We start from the raw sequence: 15,559 nt of genomic DNA on the forward strand, positions 1-15,559 counted from the left end.
GGGCGCAGGGGGCCGTGCGCTAGAGTCACTGCACGTGGGGACGCTTGCCGACGTCGCGTTGCGACGCATCGCGCCCGACTCACCGTCCCCGCCGCGCCCCCATAGCTCAGTGGATTAGAGCATCCGGTTTCTACCCGGCTGGTCGCGGGTTCGAATCCTGCTGGGGGCACCACCGAAAGCGCCGGTCAACGCACATTTTTGAGTGCGTGGCCGGCGCTTTTCCCGTCTTGTAGGGTCCTTGTATCGTCCCCGAGACACTCTCGGCCACCCCGACGAGAAATTTGTGAAGGAGCATTAAGACATGGGAGTCAGCGAACGCACGAAGGAGACCGACGGCCACGGCGGTTTCAAGCGCCAGTCCAGCAGCTTCACCACCCACTTCGGCATCGGCGAAGGTGAGCTGCCGGTGGAGGCCGGCCGTTACCGGCTGATCGTGGCCATGATCTGCCCGTGGGCGCACCGCCAGCTCATCGCCCGGCGCCTGCTGGGGCTCGAGGACGCGATCAGTGTCGGCGTGGCCCACCCGCGGCGCACGGCGAACGGCTGGCGCTTCGGTCTCGACGAGGACGACAAGGACCCGGTGCTGGGCATCGAGTACCTGCTCGAGGCCTACAAGAAGGCCGACCCGGACTACGACAAGCGCGGCACGGTGCCGGCGATCGTGGACACTCAGACCGGCGCGGTGGTCAACAACAACTTCCACCGGATGACCAACGAGCTCGAGGTCGCCTGGGCCCCGCTGCACGCCGACGACGCCCCGGACCTCTACCCGGAGGGGCACCGCGCGGAAATCGACGAGTTCAACGACTGGCTGTTCCACAACGTCAACAACGGCGTCTACAAGTGCGGCTTCGCCACCACCCAGGAGGCCTACGAGAAGGCCTACGACTCGCTGTTCGCCGCACTCGACGAGCTCGAGGAGCGCCTGTCGGACCGCCGCTTCCTGTGGGGCGACCACATCACGGACTCCGACATCCGCCTCTACGTGACGCTCGCGCGTTTCGACGCCGCCTACTACGGCGCGTTCAAGGCGAACCGGCAGCGGCTCGTCGACTTCGAGCACCTGTGGGCCTACGCCCGCGACCTCTACTCGATCCCGGCGTTCCGCGAGACCACGGACTTCGACGCGATCAAGGAGGGCTACTACGGCGGCGAGGGCGTGGTGGCCCCCGACGGCTCCGAGCCGATCATCCCGAAGGGCCCGGACCAGTCCGGCTGGACCGAGCCGCAGAACCGCGCCGAGCTCTCCGCGGACCCGGAGCACCCCTTCACCCGGTAGCGGGTGGACACGGCCGGGCGGGTGGGCCCGGCCGCCGCGCCCGGAGCGAGAAGTTTCCCGTCCGAGATGCGGGATGGTTTCGCGTCGCGCACAATGATGCCCACGGGCCGCCCCGGGAAGGGAACCGGAGGCGCCCCGGACCGGTCTAAGGGGGATGAGGGGAAGTAAGAGCCCCGCATCACGACCGGTTGAGATGCTTCGACAGCGAGGGGGCAATGCCGATGCGACCACCACCCACCCGACAATTGACGACGCTCGCGACGGTCACCGTCGCAGGTCTTCTCACCGCGGGCTGCGCGGGCCCTGCGGGCCCGGTGCTCGACACCGTCGCCGCGGCCAACGACCGCTTGGACGACTACCGCCGGGACCTGGCGCACGCGGGCAAGACGAACGGGGAGACGGGGGACGACTCAGCGACGGTCAGCGCGAGCGACGGCCCGACGCTCTTCGGGGTCCCGTCGTCGAAGTTGCCCTTCGAGCCGGGCGAGATCGACATGGCGACGCACCCGGACGAGCAGTTCAACCCCTGCACGGAGATTTCCCCGGAGATCTACCGGCAGGCGGGTCTCGAGCTGGAGATCGAGCCGGACATGGACAAGCTCGCCGGCTACGTCGCGAGCTGCACCGGATATGCAGCATCGAGCGACTCATCTCCGCGCAAATCGAGTGACGGACGATTCCAAATACTCAGCTCCCGTTCCACTCTGGATGATCTTCAGACCCAGGGAATTGAAGTCCTGGAACTATCCCAAGAACAACCGTTTTCGCCGCATCTGGTCAACGGCACGGCAGGTCGGAACGAGTGCGTAAGCGGAGTGAGTACCAATCGGGGGCGTTGGGAAGTCATCTTCACTCCAGCCCTGAATACCGGGAGTACTGAGGAGTCCTGCAAGCGTGCGAGGGAAGCGCACGAAAAGATCACAAAACTCATCGGGGGAAATGCACCATGATCGAACTAGATCGAGCAGCAACCAGACACGCAATTACCAGAATCACTGCCCAGATCAATGCCGCCCAGGAGGCCATGGCCGCAGCCCAACGATCCAGTATCAGCGGGGCTTACTCCGCAGTCTCTGGTCTCGACCAACTCGGCGTCGCCCACGGAGCTGCCCTCCACGGCGGTGCAGGCTCCGCAGCAACCGTCCTCGGACAATTCGCGGACCAGGTCAATTGGGCACAAGATGCCCTGAGCTGGACCAACACGATCATCGCCACCCGCGACTTCCTCAACTCCAGAGAACTTTTCACCAGGTCCCAAGAGGGTTATCAACCGTCTTTCCCTGTCCGACTCCCCGACGAGCCCGCCACCAACTACGGCGCACTCAACCCCACCCACCCCGTCGTCACACCGACGATGAGCCTCGACCAACTCGCCACCGAGTTCGCCACCACCGGAACACACCTGACCGTCCAGGCCACCGACTCCTGGAACTCCATGGCAAGAACGCTCGCAACAGTCGCCGACGAACTCAACGCCGTCGCCGCCGACGTCAGCGGAGCAAACACCGGCGAAGTCTTCGACAGTGCCGCCGGCCGCATCACCGAGATGGCCGCCCGCGCCGGGCACTTCTCCGCCAACGCGACCGCCATGGCGCAACACACCCAGGCCCTGCACGCGGCCCACGCCGCAGGCAACTCCGAGGTCCAGGCCGCCCGCGCAGCGGTGACGGCCATGCCGCCGGCCGAGCGCATCGCCGCCGAGCAGGCGTTCCTCGCGGCCTTCGTGCCGAAGTTCCAGGCGTCTCTCGCCCCGGCGATCCCGGCGGTGCACATGCTCATGGACCCCGCCACCGCCCGAGGCGGCGGCGATGCCGGCGAGAACCAGCAGTTCGCCACGACCGACGCCCGCATCGATGAGTCCGCCGGCGCCTGGCGAGGCGCAGGCAACCACCTGGTCACCCAGGCGGCCACCGCCCTCGGCGGGGGCGCGCCTCAGGCGAGCCACTACGCCGGACCCGCCGGCATGGCCGGGCAGTCGGCGCCGACGGGCCCCGCGAGTCACCCGCTCAGTGCTCCCGCGGCCGGGCCGACTCTGGGTGGCACCAACAGTCCGCTCCCCGGGCTCGGGGGGATGACCGGTGCCGGCGCTGCCCCGGCCCTCAGCCGGGGCGGGGCCCTGGGTGGGACCAACGGAGTAACCGGAGGTCCCAGAGCAGGCGGCGCAGCTCGCGCGGGATCGCTCGGTGCGGCCTCCCCGGCATCCGGTGTCGCGTCCCAGTCGGGGATGTTCGCCCCGGGAGCGGTCGGGGCTCCCGGCAACTCCGGGTCGCCGCGTACGACCACCCCGATCTCATCGCGCCCGGGTGGTACCGCAGGTCTGCCGCGCGGCATCGGCGGCGGGCTTCCCGGCGGCGCGGGCTCCCCGGCGCTCGGGGCGGTCCGCGGCGTGGGTGCGACAGGTTCGTTCGGCGGTCCGGCCGGCGGCTCCGCGGGCCTCGGCGGGGCCCACTCCCCCGGCGGGCGCCCCGGCCTCGGCGGCGTCGTGCCCGGCGCGCCCGGCGCAGGCGCTCCCGGCGTCTCCGGTGCCACCACCCCGACCGCGGGCGCAGGTTCCGGCGGCACCCACTCCGGTGCCAGCATGCGCGGCGGTGTGCCGGTCGCCCCGATGATGGGGGCGAACGCGGGCGGTCAGCCCACCGGGCGGTCCAAGTCGGTCAAGGCGGTGACCACCGCGGTCGAGCTCGACGAGAACCGACGCAAACTCCTCGGCGAGCCGACCCCGACGGTGCCCGGCGTCATCGGCGACTGGGCACGCGAACAGCGGGCCTGACGGGCTCACCCGGTCAGACCCGCTGTGGCCGGCCCGGAGCGGCCGACCCTGCCGCTCCCCTACTGGGAGAGCATGGAGAGCACGGCGCTCTCCGGCAGCACCTCGGCGTGGTGGGAGGCCGACTGCCCGGCCTCGTCGAGGGTCTGGCCCAGCGGCGCGAAGGCGCTCGCCGGGTCCTGGCCCGCGCCCAGCGCCTCGAAGCCGCCCTGGGCGTCGGCCTCGATGCGCTGCGAGTACTCCGCGGCGTCCGCCTCGGCGGCCGCGACATTGGCCTGGTGCTCGGCGACGAAGTCCGGCACGGCCTCGTTCTCCTGGGCCCACTCCATCGCGGTGGCCTCGTCCTCGCCGAAGGTACGCAGGTCATCGGAGTGCGCGGCCTCGGAGTCGGTCAGCGAGAAGTGCTCGTTGACCTGGCCGTCGGGGATGCCGTAGGCCTGCTCGACGGCGACGTCGGCCGGCTGGGCACGGGTGATCGGCCCGAAGACCATGGAGCTGACACCGAGCACCTCTCCGGTGTTCGGGTCGAAGTTCACGCCGCCCGAGTCGCCCTGCACGTAGCCCAGGTCCCAGGCCCACAGCCCGTTCTGGGAGCGCACCAGGAGCGTGCCGCAGCTGCGGCCGGTGGCCGTGCCGTCCTTGCAGATCGGCTGGCCGGCCACGGAGAAGTCGTACTGGCCCGGGGCGAGGTCCGGGTAGTCGCGGATCGCGGTCAGACGCACCGGCGCACCGTGCGCGTTGCCGGCCTTGTCCACGGAGTCGGCCATCCGGCTGTCCACCACACCGTCGTTGAGCACCGCCGTGCCCCAGTCGGGCGAGTCCACCGACAGACGCAGCGTCTCGGCGAGGTCCCCCTCGGCCTGCGCGGCGTCCGCCTCGCCGGTCGCGGGCGCGTGCGCCTGGTCGCGGTAGCCGATGACGGTGTCGCCGCCGCTGCGGGTCGGCGCGAAGACCCGGTCGCCGAACTCCGGCTGGCCCTCCATCGGCGCCAGGCAGTGTCCCGCGGTGACCAGCACACGCTGCTGCGTGCCGTCGGGCAGCACCACCGTGCCGATCACGCCCTGACTGCAGACCTGCCGGTTCAGGTACTCCGGCAGGGGCATGTCGGTCAGCTGCACGTCGCTGCGCATGGGGGCGCCGGGGGCGGCGAGCGCGGCGCGCTCGTCGGCGCCCGCGGGGGCGTCGGAAAGCACGGCGGTGGCCAGGGCGGCCGGCAGCAGCGCGGCGAGCACGCGGGTGCGCACGGATTTCGTCATCGGTCGATACCGCTTTCTGTGGGTCGGGGGCGATTGGCGGCCGCCAGTGTAGCCCCGCCACGAGCGCGGGTAGCATCGTTGACCACGCACGCCGTGTCACGATTCCGACACGATCCCCGACGAAGGAACGGTGCCCGATGACCCTGCCCTACCCCTCGACCTCCGCCGCCGCGCTGGTCACCGGTGCCAGCCAGGGCATCGGCGAGGCGATCGCCCGCAAGCTGGCCCGCTACGGCCACAATCTCGTCCTCGTCGCCCGCCGCCGGGAGGTCCTCGAGAAGATCGCCGCCGAGCTCGAGGAGGCCCACGGCGTCACCGTCGAGGTCCGCCCGGCCGACCTCTCGAAGGCCGAGGAGGTCACCGAGCTGGTCGAGGAGATCGAGAACCGGGAGATCAACATCCTGGTCAACTCGGCCGGCATCGCCAGCTTCGGTCCCTTCCTCGACCAGGACTGGGACTACGAGACCAACCAGTTCAACCTGAACGCCACCGCCGTCTTCCGCCTGACCCGCGCCGCGCTGCCGGGCATGGTCGCCCGCGGCGAGGGCGCGGTGTGCAACGTCGGCTCGGCGGCCGGCAACGTGCCGATCCCCAACAACGCGACCTACGTGTTCACCAAGGCCGGCGTCAACGCCTTCACCGAGGCGCTGCACTACGAGCTCAAGGGCACCGGCGTGCACTGCACGCTGCTGGCCCCCGGCCCGGTGCGCGAGGCCGAGATCCCCGAGTCCGAGCAGTCCATCGTGGACAAGGTCGTGCCCGACTTCCTGTGGACGACCTACGAGTCCTGCGCCGACGAGACCCTCGAGGCCCTGGCCAAGAACCGCCGCCGCGTGGTGCCCGGCCCCCTGTCGAAGGCGATGAACGCCATCTCCGCCTACGCGCCCAGCGGGCTGCTCTCGCCGGTGATGGGCTGGTTCTACGCCAAGATGGCCTGACGCCCGGCCTTGCTGGGTGCGACTGCGGAGGTGCCGGGGAATCCCCTGGCAATGGTTCACTTCCGCCTCCGGCGCACATAACCTCGGCGCCATGAACACCTCGATCGCCACGTTCCTGAGTGCCCTGATGCTGGGTGGGGCGCCGCTCTCCGCCAGCGCGGATCTCTCCTCCGCCCCCGTCGACCCCGGCTTCAACTGGGGCGTCGCCGCCTCCTCCGACGAGGAGCCGGCCGGCAGCTCCACCCCCGAGGGCGGCGCACCCGCCGCGGACGGCGCCGAGACCGGCGGAGCCCAGGACGACACGGCCGAAGGAGACCGCAGCATCGTGGAACAGCACATCTTCAGCGGCTCCGGCACCGCCCGCAGCGCCTTCCAGGTCTGGTTCGACGGCGGCGAGTTCGTCGCGCCGGAGTTCGAGACCCGTGACCTGACCGAGCTCGAGCTTCCCGACGGCTCGATCGCCCAGGGCGGCGACACCGTGGCCAAGCACGCCGACGGCACCTTCAGCGTCATCGCGGGCTAGGAGCACGCACGCCCGGCGCGCGGGCGGGATCCCCCGTGCTTCGGGCGCAGGCCGGGACCACCCGGCCACCACACGCCTCAGAAGCGCGCGGCGACCTCGTACTCGACGACGTGGCCCGCGGCCAGCGAGGCCGGCACGTCGATCAGCCGCTGATTCGAGCTGCCGCGGAAGGGCTTGAGGTCCGACTCGTCGCGCTCCTCGGCGATGAACTGCCCCTCGATGAGCACGTCGAGGTTCCTGACCAGCTCCCAGCGGTCCCCGCCGATCAGCTCGAGAGTCTCCCACCGGTAGCCGGTGTAGGACCACACGGTCTTCTCCGGCAGCTCCGCGCGCACCCGCCGCACCAGCGGCAGCAGGTTCGTGGCGTTGAGCATCGGCTCGCCGCCGCACAGGGTCAGCCCCGCCACGTGGCGGCCCGAGAGGTCCCGCAGGATGCGCTCCTCGAGCTCGGCGGTGTACTCGACGCCGTAGTTCCGCTTCTGGGCGGCCTTGTTGTAGCAGCCCAGGCAGTTGAACGCGCAGTAGGAGACGTAGAGCGAGCAGCGCAGCCCCTCGCCGTCGAGGACCTGGAAGGGCTTGTAGTCCGCGACGCGGAGCACCGGGGCGTCGGCCCAGGTGCGTGAGCGCTCGTCCATGCGGGCGATGCGCCCGAGGCGCTCGGCGGAGGTGTGCGGGGCGCCGTAGTAGCCGGCGAGCCCGACACCCGCGCACGGTGCGTCGGTGCGCCCCGTGGGGGCAGGCGCGGCGTCGTCAATCGTGGTGCGCACGGCGGTGGTCATGGTCCTCCTTCACTCACATGTGCTTGACGCGGGAGTTGATCTCGTTCTGCTTGCCGGCGACGACGGGGCGCTTCATCGGCGAGCCCAGGTAGCCGCACAGCCGGCGGGTGACACTGGCCTGGGTCTCGTCGCGGTTGCCGCAGGTCGGGCAGTAGTAGCCTTCCTCGTCGCAGCGGAACTCGCCCTCGAAACCGCACAGGAAGCAGTAGTCGACCGGGGAGTTGACGCCGAAGTAGCCGACGTTGTCGAAGGCCTCGTCCCACAGCGCCTCGAAGGCCGCGGAGTTGGACTGCAGGTTCGGCGCCTCGACGTAGTACATGAACCCGCCCGGGGTCAGGTGCATGTAGGGCGCCTCGAAGTGGATCTTCGAGACCGGGTCGGTGTCCTGGTAGCTCGGGAAGTGGAAGGAGTTCTCGTAGTACTCGCGGTCGTTGACCCCGGGGATCTCGCCGAAGCGGTCGCGGTCGATCGCGGCGAAGCGGTCGCACAGCGACTCCGAGGGCGTCGAGTAGACCGTCAGCTTGGCGTGGAAGAGGTCCTGGACGGAGTCGACGCGGGCGTTGATGTGCTCCATGATGTGCAGGCCCAGCGCGCGCAGCTCCGTGTCCTCCTGCCAGTGCTCCTCGCCGGTCAGCGCCACCATCGCGTTGTGGATGCCGATGTAGCCCAGCGAGATCGACGAGCGCTTCTCGTTCCTGCCCGTGTACCAGTCGCGCACCGAGGTGATCCCGGTCGGGTCGCCCAGCCCGCCCTGGGTGTACATCACCGGGGCGTTCTCCAGCTCGGCGCCGAGCACGATCTCCTCGCGCAGGCGCAGGGCGCGCACGGCCAGGTCCACGGCCTCGTCGAGGGAGTCGAAGAAGACGTCGCGGTCGCCCTCGGCCTGGATGGCCAGGTGCGGCAGGTTCAGCGAGACCACGCCGAGGTTGTTGCGCCCGACGATGCGGGGCTCGCCGTCCTCGTCCTCCCAGTAGTGCAGGAAGGAGCGGCAGCCCATCGGGGTGACCAGCAGGCCGTTCTTCTCCTCGCGGATGCGCGGCACGGAGATCAGGTCCGGGTAGATGCGCTTGGTCGAGCAGCGCATCGCGGCGCACTTGACGTCGTAGTTCGGGTCGCCCGGCGAGTGGTTGACGCCCTCGTCGACGAAGTAGAGCAGCTTCGGGAAGATCGCGGTCTCCCCGCTCATGCCCTTCTCGCGCACGGCGAGCATCGCCTTCTGGATCTCGCGGGCACACCAGGAGGTGGCCATGCCGAAGGAGACCGAGGTGAACGGCGTCTGCGCCGCGGAGGTGGTCAGCGTGTTGACCTGGTACTCGAAGGCCTGCATCGCGTCGTAGATGTCCTTCTCGGCCTTCTTGCGCGCCAGGCGCTCGACCTCGTCGGGGTCCTCGATGATCTCGGCGTAGAGGTCGCGGTCCTTCTGCAGCGTCAGCTCCGCGTACGGCTCGAGCAGGCGGTCGATCTCGTGGATCGAGATGCCGCCGTACTGCTCGCCGGAGATCGCGCCGAGCAGCTGGACGAGCAGGGTCGCGGCCACGCCGATCGAGCGCGGCGGCTCGATGCGCGCGTTGCCGAGGGTGAAGCCGTGGGAGAGCAGGTAGCCGAAGTCCGGCAGCGAGCAGTTCGGCAGCGCGCCGAAGGGCGAGCGGTCGAGGTCGTGCAGGTGGATCAGGCCCTTGATGTGGGCGCGGCGGATGTCCTCGGGGTAGATGCGCAGCCCCTCGGCCCGGGTGACGGCGCCGGCGAGGATCTCGCGCTGGGTGGTGAAGGTGCGCGAGTCCTTGTTGCCGTTCTCCGCCATGACGTCGGCGTCCTTGCTGACCACCCGGTCGATGGCGTGGGTGAGGTCCGTGGCGGTGGCCAGCCGGGCCTCCTTGCGCTCGCTCTGTTCGCGCAGCGCGTCGCGGACCTCGGGCGAGTCGGCCACGGCCTCGTCGACGAGCTCGCGGATGCGGGCGGTGGAGACGGCGACGTCGGCATCGGTGCCGGTGCCGGAAGCGTCGGTGCCGGCTTCAACGGCGGCTTCGACGCGGGCGGTGACCTCGGCGACGATCTCCTCGGCCGGGCGCGCGGGGCGCACGCCGTAGACGCGCTCGGCGGAGCGCAGGTCGTTGAGGATCCTGGCGGGGAAGAACGCCACGTGCCGTCCGTCCCGCTTGATGACCGTCGCCTTCGTCATGGAGATCCGATACCGTCCTTTCGCTCTGACCGCTGTAATTACGTCGTTGTGACCCTGAACAGCGAACTCCATCGTAAGAATGATTTTGAAGTTTTTCATTTCTGCGAAAGGTCGCGCCTATCGGCGACCGCCACCCCTGGCTCCGCCGCCGTCTTTCCGCCGCTCAGATTTCCGTCACACACAACATGTAGTACCCCCTTTTAGGGTCCAACCCCATCGGTGGGGCTTGACCAGTGCTTGACGACGTCGCGCCGACCGCACCGTCGCGTTGTTCTACAGTTGGGGCATGTCCGCACAAGCGACCGAAAATCACACCGTGGCCCCCAAGGACGACCGGCTGGTCTGGATCGACCTCGAGATGACCGGCCTGGACATCCACCGGCACACCATCGTCGAGATCGCCGCACTGGTCACCGACGCCCACCTCAACATCCTCGGCGAAGGGGTGGACCTGGTCGTCCACGCCACCGACGAGGAGCTGGCGGAGATGGACGACTTCGTCCAGAACATGCACGCCACCAACGGCCTGACCGAGGAGATCCGCGCCTCGGAGGTGACCATGGAGCAGGCGGAGCAGGCCGTGCTCGACCTGATCGCGAAGCACTGCGACCCCGACCACCCCGCTCCCCTGGCCGGCAACTCCATCGCCACCGACCGCTCCTTCATCCGCGAGCAGATGCCGCGCCTGGACGCCGCCCTGCACTACCGGATGGTCGACGTCTCCTCGATCAAGGAGCTCACGCGGCGCTGGTACCCGCGCGTCTACCACCACCAGCCCGACAAGGGCATGGCCCACCGCGCGCTGGCCGACATCGTCGAGTCCATCCGCGAGCTCGACTACTACCGCCGCGCGGCCTTCGTCGCAGAACCGGGCCCGACCTCGGAGGAGGCGACCACCGCGCAGCAGGAGGCCACCGAGGCCTACCAGCCGTTTTTGTAAATGAGAACCACTGGGCTATGGTGGTCCTCGCTGCATTTCGCGGCGATGGTGGATGTAGTTCAGCTGGTAGAGCACCAGGTTGTGATCCTGGGTGTCGCGGGTTCGAGTCCCGTCATCCACCCCGAAGAGAACGAACCCCGCACCAGAGACGGTGCGGGGTTCTTCGCATCTGCGGGCGCGTGGCGCGCGCCGCACCACGCAGAGACGGCGACGCCGCGGCGCCCGGGTGGGCGACGCGGCGTCGGCAAGTGCGGGGGTGAGTCGATCAGGCGGCGGAGTTGTCCTTGGCGTTGCCGGCCTTCCAGGTCTTCCAGGGGATGTTCCAGTCGCCCAGGCCGTCGTAGCCGGAGAGCGTCTCGCCGGAGGTGTTCTTGACCTCGACGATGTCGCCGCGCTTGACGGTGTCCTGGAACCACTTGGCGGCCTCGGGCGTGACGTTGATGCAGCCGTGCGAGGTGTTCTGCGAGCCCTGCGCCCACACCGACCACGGCGCGGAGTGGACGTAGATGCCCGAGTAGGACATCTGCGTGGCCCAGTCGACCGCGGTGCGGTAGCCGCCAGCCTCGTGCGAGAGGCCGAAGGTCTCGGAGTCCATGATCATCGACGGGTTCTTGTCGCCGATCATGTAGATGCCGTTCGGGGTGGCGTAGGCGCCGTCGCGGCCCAGGGAGACCGGGATGGTGCGCAGCGCCTCGCCGTTGCGGTAGACGGTCATCTCCTTGGTGGAGTCGTCGATGACGGTGCGCACGTCGTCGCCGATGGTGAACCGGGTGGCGTTGTCGGACTCGCCGTAGACCCCGCCGCCGAGGTCCTTGCCGTAGATGTCGGCCTCGACCTTGACCTTGGTGCCCGGCTCCCAGTAGTTCTCGGGGCGCCAGCGCACCTCGTAGTTGTTCACCCAGAAGAAGGCGCCCTCGACGGACGGCTCGGTGGTCACCTTGATGGCATCCTGGGCGGCCTGGCGGTCCTCGACCGGCACGGAGAAGCGCGCCGCGATGGTCTGGCCGATGCCGACCTCGGAGTCCTCCAGCGGCGAGAGCGCAACGTTGGCGGTGTAGGACGGCATGATCGTCTGGAACTGGACGGAGGTCTTCTTGCCGTTCCTGTCGGTGGCCTTGACCGTGTAGGTGCGGTTGTAGCCGAGGACCTCGTCGGTGGTCCACTCCGTGTGGTCCCCGTTGAACTTGGCCTCGACCTCGTACCCCTGCTCGTTGGTCATGGTGACGTCCTTGAGGCCCTCGCCCGCGGAGGTCACCTTCACCGGCACCGAGGGGTCGACCTCGGTGGCGTCGTCCTTCACGGAGACCTCCGGTTCGGCGTCCTGCGAGGCCTCCTCGACCTCGGCCGTGTTCTCGTGGTCGGGACCGGCCTCGCCGATCGTGCAACCTGACGCCACCAGCGCGACGGCCGTCAACGCGGCGGCGACGAACGCCCGTGTCCGGTAATGCTTCATCTCCGTCAATCCTTTGAATTTTCGACTACCCCGCAGGAGATCTGCGGTCACCATACCCTCTTTACGGCCGACCGCCACATGCCGTTAGCAGCGACGCACAACCTTAACCAAACGGTTATCGGGAATTCGTCGGAAACGGGGTCTCCCCCGGTCACGAACCATTTTCCCGGTCTGCGCCGGAACATCCCGGACGTTGTGTGAGCGGCGCCCCTCGCCCGCGCGGGGCGGTGCCCGCACACGCTTGAGGACGTGTACACGGATCGTAGCCCGCTTACCTATTAGCGGACCAAACGAACCGGGGAACGCTCCCCGCCCGGGGTGGGCGACGGGGCCCGGTGCGCTTGACGACGTCGCGCGCCACGGCGCGGCGGGTACCGCCCCAGGGCGGGCGGGCGCGGCGTCGCCAATCGGGCGCGAGCGCCCCGGGGCGCGCCGCCGGTCCGACACCCCGGGCGCACCACCGACCCGGAGCAGACGTATTGAAGGCACGCCGGCCGCACACGCCGCCCAAGCACACCAACCGAACGCATGAAACACTTCCTGACCAGCGGATTTTACGGTCCACGGGTGCGATGCTAAAGTAACTGTCCGTTGCAAGGGAGCGGCACAGACCGCCGAGCGACATGCGCCATTAGCTCAATTGGCAGAGCAACTGACTCTTAATCAGTGGGTTCGGGGTTCGATTCCCTGATGGCGCACCAATAACAGCAGGTGGGCCCGGTACACAGTACCGGGCCCCTTCTGCGTGCGGGAGCGGGTGTCCGGAAAGTGTCCGTAAATTCCGGGCCCGGGCGGACGCCGCGACTCAGGCCGCCGGCGCCCACCACCGCCTCACCACTCCCCGTCGTTCTCCGGCGGCTCGGACTCGACCTCGGCGAGCTCCTCGGCGTCCAGGCTCTCGGGCCGGTCGCCGTCGACGGTCAGCTCGCGCAGGCGGTCCTCCGGGTCGTGCAGCGCGATGTCCAGGCCGGCCGAACGCATCTTCGCCAGCACCGAGGACAGGAACCTGCGGCCGATCGACTCGACGGTGACCACGCGCGTGACGTCGAGGACCAGGCGCCCCTCGGTGAAGTCGTGGCGGGCGATCTCGTGCAGGATCGACTCGGCGGCGGAGAAGTTGATCACGCCCTGCAGGGTGAGCACCGTGTCCTCGCCGTGGACCAGGATGGAGCGCACCGCGTGGACGCCGACCTCGGCCGGGTTCATCAGGTGCAGGCCCATCGAGTCGGAGAGCCTCTCGTAGAGCAGCCGGCCGCGCACGCTGTTGCCCTCGGAGTCCAGCCGCGGCGAGAAGGTGCCGATGCCCAGCTGCCCGGGCAGGGAGCCGAGCAGCCCGCCGGAGACGCCCGACTTCGCGGGGATGCCGACGCGCGCCATCCAGCGCCCGGCGCCGTCGTACATGCCCGCCGAGCTCATCACCGCCAGCGTCAGGCGCGCGACCCCGGCGTCGAGGACGCGCTCGCCGGTCTGCGGCTGCACCCCGCCGTTGGCCAGGGTCGCGGCCATCACGGCCAGGTCGCGCACGCTGACCTCGGCCGCGCACTGCCGGATGTAGCTGTCGACGGCGTCGCGCGCGTCGTCGTTGATCACGCCGTGGCTGCGCAGCATGTGCGCCAGCGCGAGGTTGCGGTCGGCGCCGGCCAGCTCGTTGTCGGCCAGGTCCCCGTCGACGCTCAAACGGCGCCCGGCGAGCCTGCCGAGGAAGTCGTGGATGACAGCCACGCGGTCCTCGACGCTGGACTCGGTGCCGTTGATCAGCTGGTTGACCGCGATGGCGCCGGCGTTGATCATCGGGTTCATCGGCCGGTGGGTGCTGCGGTCCAGCGAGAGCTCGTTGAAGGACTCCCCCGACGGCTCCAGCCCGACGACGTCGAGCACCTTCTCGCCGTGCTCCTGCAGCGCGAGCCCGAAGATGAACGGCTTGGTGATCGACTGCATGGTGAACAGCCGGTCGGCGTCGCCGGCGGCGTAGATGCGCCCGGAGACGGTGCACAGCGCGATCGCCAACGGGTCCGGGTCGGCCTCGGCGAGGTTCGGGATGTAGTCGGCCACCGCGCCGTCGGTGTTGTCGCGCACCTCGTCGAGCAGGTTCTCCAGGTACTGCGGCACCGGCGACTTGATCTGTTCCACCACGGTCATTCCACCCTTCGGTCGGTCGCACACAGGCTACCTGTCCCCGATTGCCGACGCCGTGCTTCTCGCCCTCGGCGCACCCGTGCGGCGTGGGCGGGTGGCGCGCCCCGGGTGCGCCGGTGCGCCGCGTCGGGGACGCGGGGCGTCGGAAATCACGCGCTGCCGCGAGCCCAAGCGCACATATACTGCCCCTTATGCAGTCAGCAGAGTCGACGCCGGAGGGCGAGCCGGACCGCAAGGTCACGATCTACGACGTCGCCGCGGCGGCCGGGGTGTCGGCCGCGACGGTCTCCCGGGCGCTGAGCAAACCGGACCGGGTCAGCTTCCGCACCGCGGAGAAGGTGCGCACGGCCGCCGCGAAGCTCGGTTACCGGCGCGAGCTGGCCACGCGCAGCAACCCTGGGCGCGAGCGCACGGGCAACCTCGGCATCGTGGTCGCGGACATCACCAACCCGTTCTTCCTGGAGATCATCCGCGGCGCCGAGCACGCCGCGCGCGTCGCCGAGTTCCAGGTGCTCGTGGCCAACGTCGACGAGGTCCGCGGGCGCTCGAGCACGGCCGCCGAGGCGTTCATCCCGCACGTAGACGCGCTGTTGCTGGCCTCGGCGCGCCTGAGCAACAACGACGTCACCAAGATCGCCCGCCGCCTGCCGACGGTGTGCGTCAACCGACCGGTGCCCGGGGTGCCCAGCGTGCTGGTCGATAACTACGACGGCGCGATCAAGGCCGCGGGTCACCTCGAGGAGGTCGGCGCGCGCTCGATCACCTACGTCGGCGGGCCGGACGGCTCGTGGGCGGACGCGACGCGGCTGCGCGGGCTGCTCGACGCGGTGGGCAACGCGGAGACCACCGAGGAGGTGGTCACCTTCACCCGCAGCACGCAACAGCTGCCGCTGGAGCAGGTGCGCCGGCTGGCGCGGGTCTCCGTGCACCACATGCACGCCGACGCGCCGACCACCCGCGGCGGGCGCCGGGCCTTCGTGCGCTGGCGCAAGGACCCGACCGACGCGGTGATGTGCTTCAACGACCTGGTGGCCATCGGCTTCATGCAGCAGGCCCGCCACGACGGCTGGCGCGTGCCCGAGGACGTCGCCGTGATCGGCTTCGACAACACGGAGCTGACCACGATCGTGCGGCCCTCGCTGACCACGGTGGCCGGGCCTCTGCGCTCGATCGGGCGCGTCGCCGCGGCCAACGCGATGGCGCTGGTGCGCGGCGAACGCGGGCCGATGAGCCGGCCGCGGGTGCTGCCAAACCGGCTGATCGAACGGGAGTCGACGCGGCGCGCGCCCGGCGGGGACTGAGTCGCGGC

Annotated in this window: 12 protein-coding genes and 3 tRNA genes; 10 read left to right on the forward strand and 5 right to left on the reverse strand. The window is 69.7% G+C overall.

The genetic code is table 11. The annotated features are described in order from the left end of the window. Positions 1 to 95 precede the first annotated feature (95 nt). From CFRA_RS09245 to CFRA_RS11985, 4 genes are all read left to right on the forward strand, one after another. Positions 96 to 172 (forward strand) — tRNA-Arg (locus CFRA_RS09245). A gap of 129 nt (positions 173 to 301) precedes the next feature. Next, entirely contained in the window at positions 302 to 1,279 is a 978-nt protein-coding gene (locus CFRA_RS09250) for a glutathione S-transferase family protein (protein ID WP_075664420.1), read from the forward strand. A gap of 245 nt (positions 1,280 to 1,524) precedes the next feature. After that, on the forward strand, positions 1,525 to 2,229 hold the full coding sequence (locus tag CFRA_RS09255; protein ID WP_075664421.1) for a hypothetical protein: 705 nt from the start codon (positions 1,525 to 1,527) through the stop codon (positions 2,227 to 2,229). A gap of 404 nt (positions 2,230 to 2,633) precedes the next feature. Further along, the gene (locus tag CFRA_RS11985) at positions 2,634 to 4,049 is read left to right on the forward strand and encodes a TrbL/VirB6 family protein (RefSeq protein ID WP_075664422.1); all 1,416 of its coding nucleotides are present in this window, start codon (positions 2,634 to 2,636) and stop codon (positions 4,047 to 4,049) included. 59 nt (positions 4,050 to 4,108) lie between these two features. On the opposite strand, the gene CFRA_RS09265 is transcribed toward CFRA_RS11985, so the two are convergent. Beyond that, positions 4,109 to 5,302, reverse strand: coding sequence for a chymotrypsin family serine protease (locus CFRA_RS09265; RefSeq protein WP_075664423.1), 1,194 nt, complete (start codon positions 5,300 to 5,302; stop codon positions 4,109 to 4,111). Between the two features lie 137 nt (positions 5,303 to 5,439). Here CFRA_RS09265 and cmrA point away from each other — a divergent pair, with 137 nt between their 5' ends. Together cmrA and CFRA_RS09275 are read left to right on the forward strand one after the other, a co-directional pair. Next, entirely contained in the window at positions 5,440 to 6,240 is an 801-nt protein-coding gene (gene cmrA / locus CFRA_RS09270) for a mycolate reductase (RefSeq protein ID WP_075664424.1), read from the forward strand. 91 nt (positions 6,241 to 6,331) lie between these two features. Next, positions 6,332 to 6,763, forward strand: coding sequence for a hypothetical protein (locus CFRA_RS09275; protein WP_075664425.1), 432 nt, complete (start codon positions 6,332 to 6,334; stop codon positions 6,761 to 6,763). A gap of 77 nt (positions 6,764 to 6,840) precedes the next feature. Here CFRA_RS09275 and nrdG read toward each other — a convergent pair whose 3' ends face one another. Together nrdG and nrdD are read right to left on the reverse strand one after the other, a co-directional pair. Further along, positions 6,841 to 7,542, reverse strand: coding sequence for an anaerobic ribonucleoside-triphosphate reductase activating protein (gene nrdG, locus CFRA_RS09280; RefSeq protein WP_245797555.1), 702 nt, complete (start codon positions 7,540 to 7,542; stop codon positions 6,841 to 6,843). 13 nt (positions 7,543 to 7,555) lie between these two features. Continuing rightward, entirely contained in the window at positions 7,556 to 9,721 is a 2,166-nt protein-coding gene (gene nrdD, locus CFRA_RS09285; protein WP_075664426.1) for an anaerobic ribonucleoside-triphosphate reductase, read from the reverse strand. 286 nt (positions 9,722 to 10,007) lie between these two features. Between nrdD and orn the strand changes: the two genes are divergently transcribed. Next, positions 10,008 to 10,661 (forward strand): oligoribonuclease, encoded by a 654-nt coding sequence (gene orn, locus CFRA_RS09290; protein ID WP_075664427.1) that lies wholly within the window; start codon positions 10,008 to 10,010, stop codon positions 10,659 to 10,661. 48 nt (positions 10,662 to 10,709) lie between these two features. Beyond that, positions 10,710 to 10,782: transfer RNA gene (locus tag CFRA_RS09295), tRNA-His, on the forward strand. Positions 10,783 to 10,926: 144 nt separating this feature from the next. Here the strand turns inward: CFRA_RS09295 and CFRA_RS09300 are convergent. Continuing rightward, positions 10,927 to 12,114 carry a L,D-transpeptidase gene (locus tag CFRA_RS09300; RefSeq protein ID WP_075664428.1) on the reverse strand — a complete coding sequence of 396 codons (1,188 nt, stop codon included), beginning with the start codon at positions 12,112 to 12,114 and terminating at the stop codon, positions 10,927 to 10,929. Positions 12,115 to 12,739: 625 nt separating this feature from the next. On the opposite strand from CFRA_RS09300, the gene CFRA_RS09305 reads away from it, so the two are divergent. Continuing rightward, positions 12,740 to 12,815 (forward strand) — tRNA-Lys (locus CFRA_RS09305). Between the two features lie 130 nt (positions 12,816 to 12,945). Here the strand turns inward: CFRA_RS09305 and CFRA_RS09310 are convergent. Beyond that, positions 12,946 to 14,235, reverse strand: a complete 1,290-nt coding sequence (locus tag CFRA_RS09310) for a glutaminase (RefSeq protein WP_245797771.1) — start codon at positions 14,233 to 14,235, stop codon at positions 12,946 to 12,948. A gap of 206 nt (positions 14,236 to 14,441) precedes the next feature. Between CFRA_RS09310 and CFRA_RS09315 the strand changes: the two genes are divergently transcribed. Then, positions 14,442 to 15,551, forward strand: coding sequence for a LacI family DNA-binding transcriptional regulator (locus CFRA_RS09315; RefSeq protein ID WP_075664430.1), 1,110 nt, complete (start codon positions 14,442 to 14,444; stop codon positions 15,549 to 15,551). The last annotated feature ends 8 nt before the right edge of the window (positions 15,552 to 15,559 follow it).

Origin of the sequence: Corynebacterium frankenforstense DSM 45800 (genome assembly GCF_001941485.1) — a bacterium.
GTDB classification, from domain to species: domain Bacteria; phylum Actinomycetota; class Actinomycetes; order Mycobacteriales; family Mycobacteriaceae; genus Corynebacterium; species Corynebacterium frankenforstense.

What these genes read in the sequence shown, in the direction of transcription:
- CFRA_RS09250 (WP_075664420.1), top strand. Translation starts at nt 302, where the DNA reads ATGGGAGTCAGCGAACGCACGAAGGAGACCGACGGCCACGGCGGTTTC.
- CFRA_RS11985 (WP_075664422.1), top strand. Translation starts at nt 2,634, where the DNA reads ATGAGCCTCGACCAACTCGCCACCGAGTTCGCCACCACCGGAACACAC.
- CFRA_RS09265 (WP_075664423.1), bottom strand. Translation starts at nt 5,302, where the DNA reads ATGACGAAATCCGTGCGCACCCGCGTGCTCGCCGCGCTGCTGCCGGCC.
- cmrA (WP_075664424.1), top strand. Translation starts at nt 5,440, where the DNA reads ATGACCCTGCCCTACCCCTCGACCTCCGCCGCCGCGCTGGTCACCGGT.
- CFRA_RS09275 (WP_075664425.1), top strand. Translation starts at nt 6,332, where the DNA reads ATGAACACCTCGATCGCCACGTTCCTGAGTGCCCTGATGCTGGGTGGG.
- nrdG (WP_245797555.1), bottom strand. Translation starts at nt 7,542, where the DNA reads ATGACCACCGCCGTGCGCACCACGATTGACGACGCCGCGCCTGCCCCC.
- nrdD (WP_075664426.1), bottom strand. Translation starts at nt 9,721, where the DNA reads ATGACGAAGGCGACGGTCATCAAGCGGGACGGACGGCACGTGGCGTTC.
- orn (WP_075664427.1), top strand. Translation starts at nt 10,008, where the DNA reads ATGTCCGCACAAGCGACCGAAAATCACACCGTGGCCCCCAAGGACGAC.
- CFRA_RS09300 (WP_075664428.1), bottom strand. Translation starts at nt 12,114, where the DNA reads ATGAAGCATTACCGGACACGGGCGTTCGTCGCCGCCGCGTTGACGGCC.
- CFRA_RS09315 (WP_075664430.1), top strand. Translation starts at nt 14,442, where the DNA reads ATGCAGTCAGCAGAGTCGACGCCGGAGGGCGAGCCGGACCGCAAGGTC.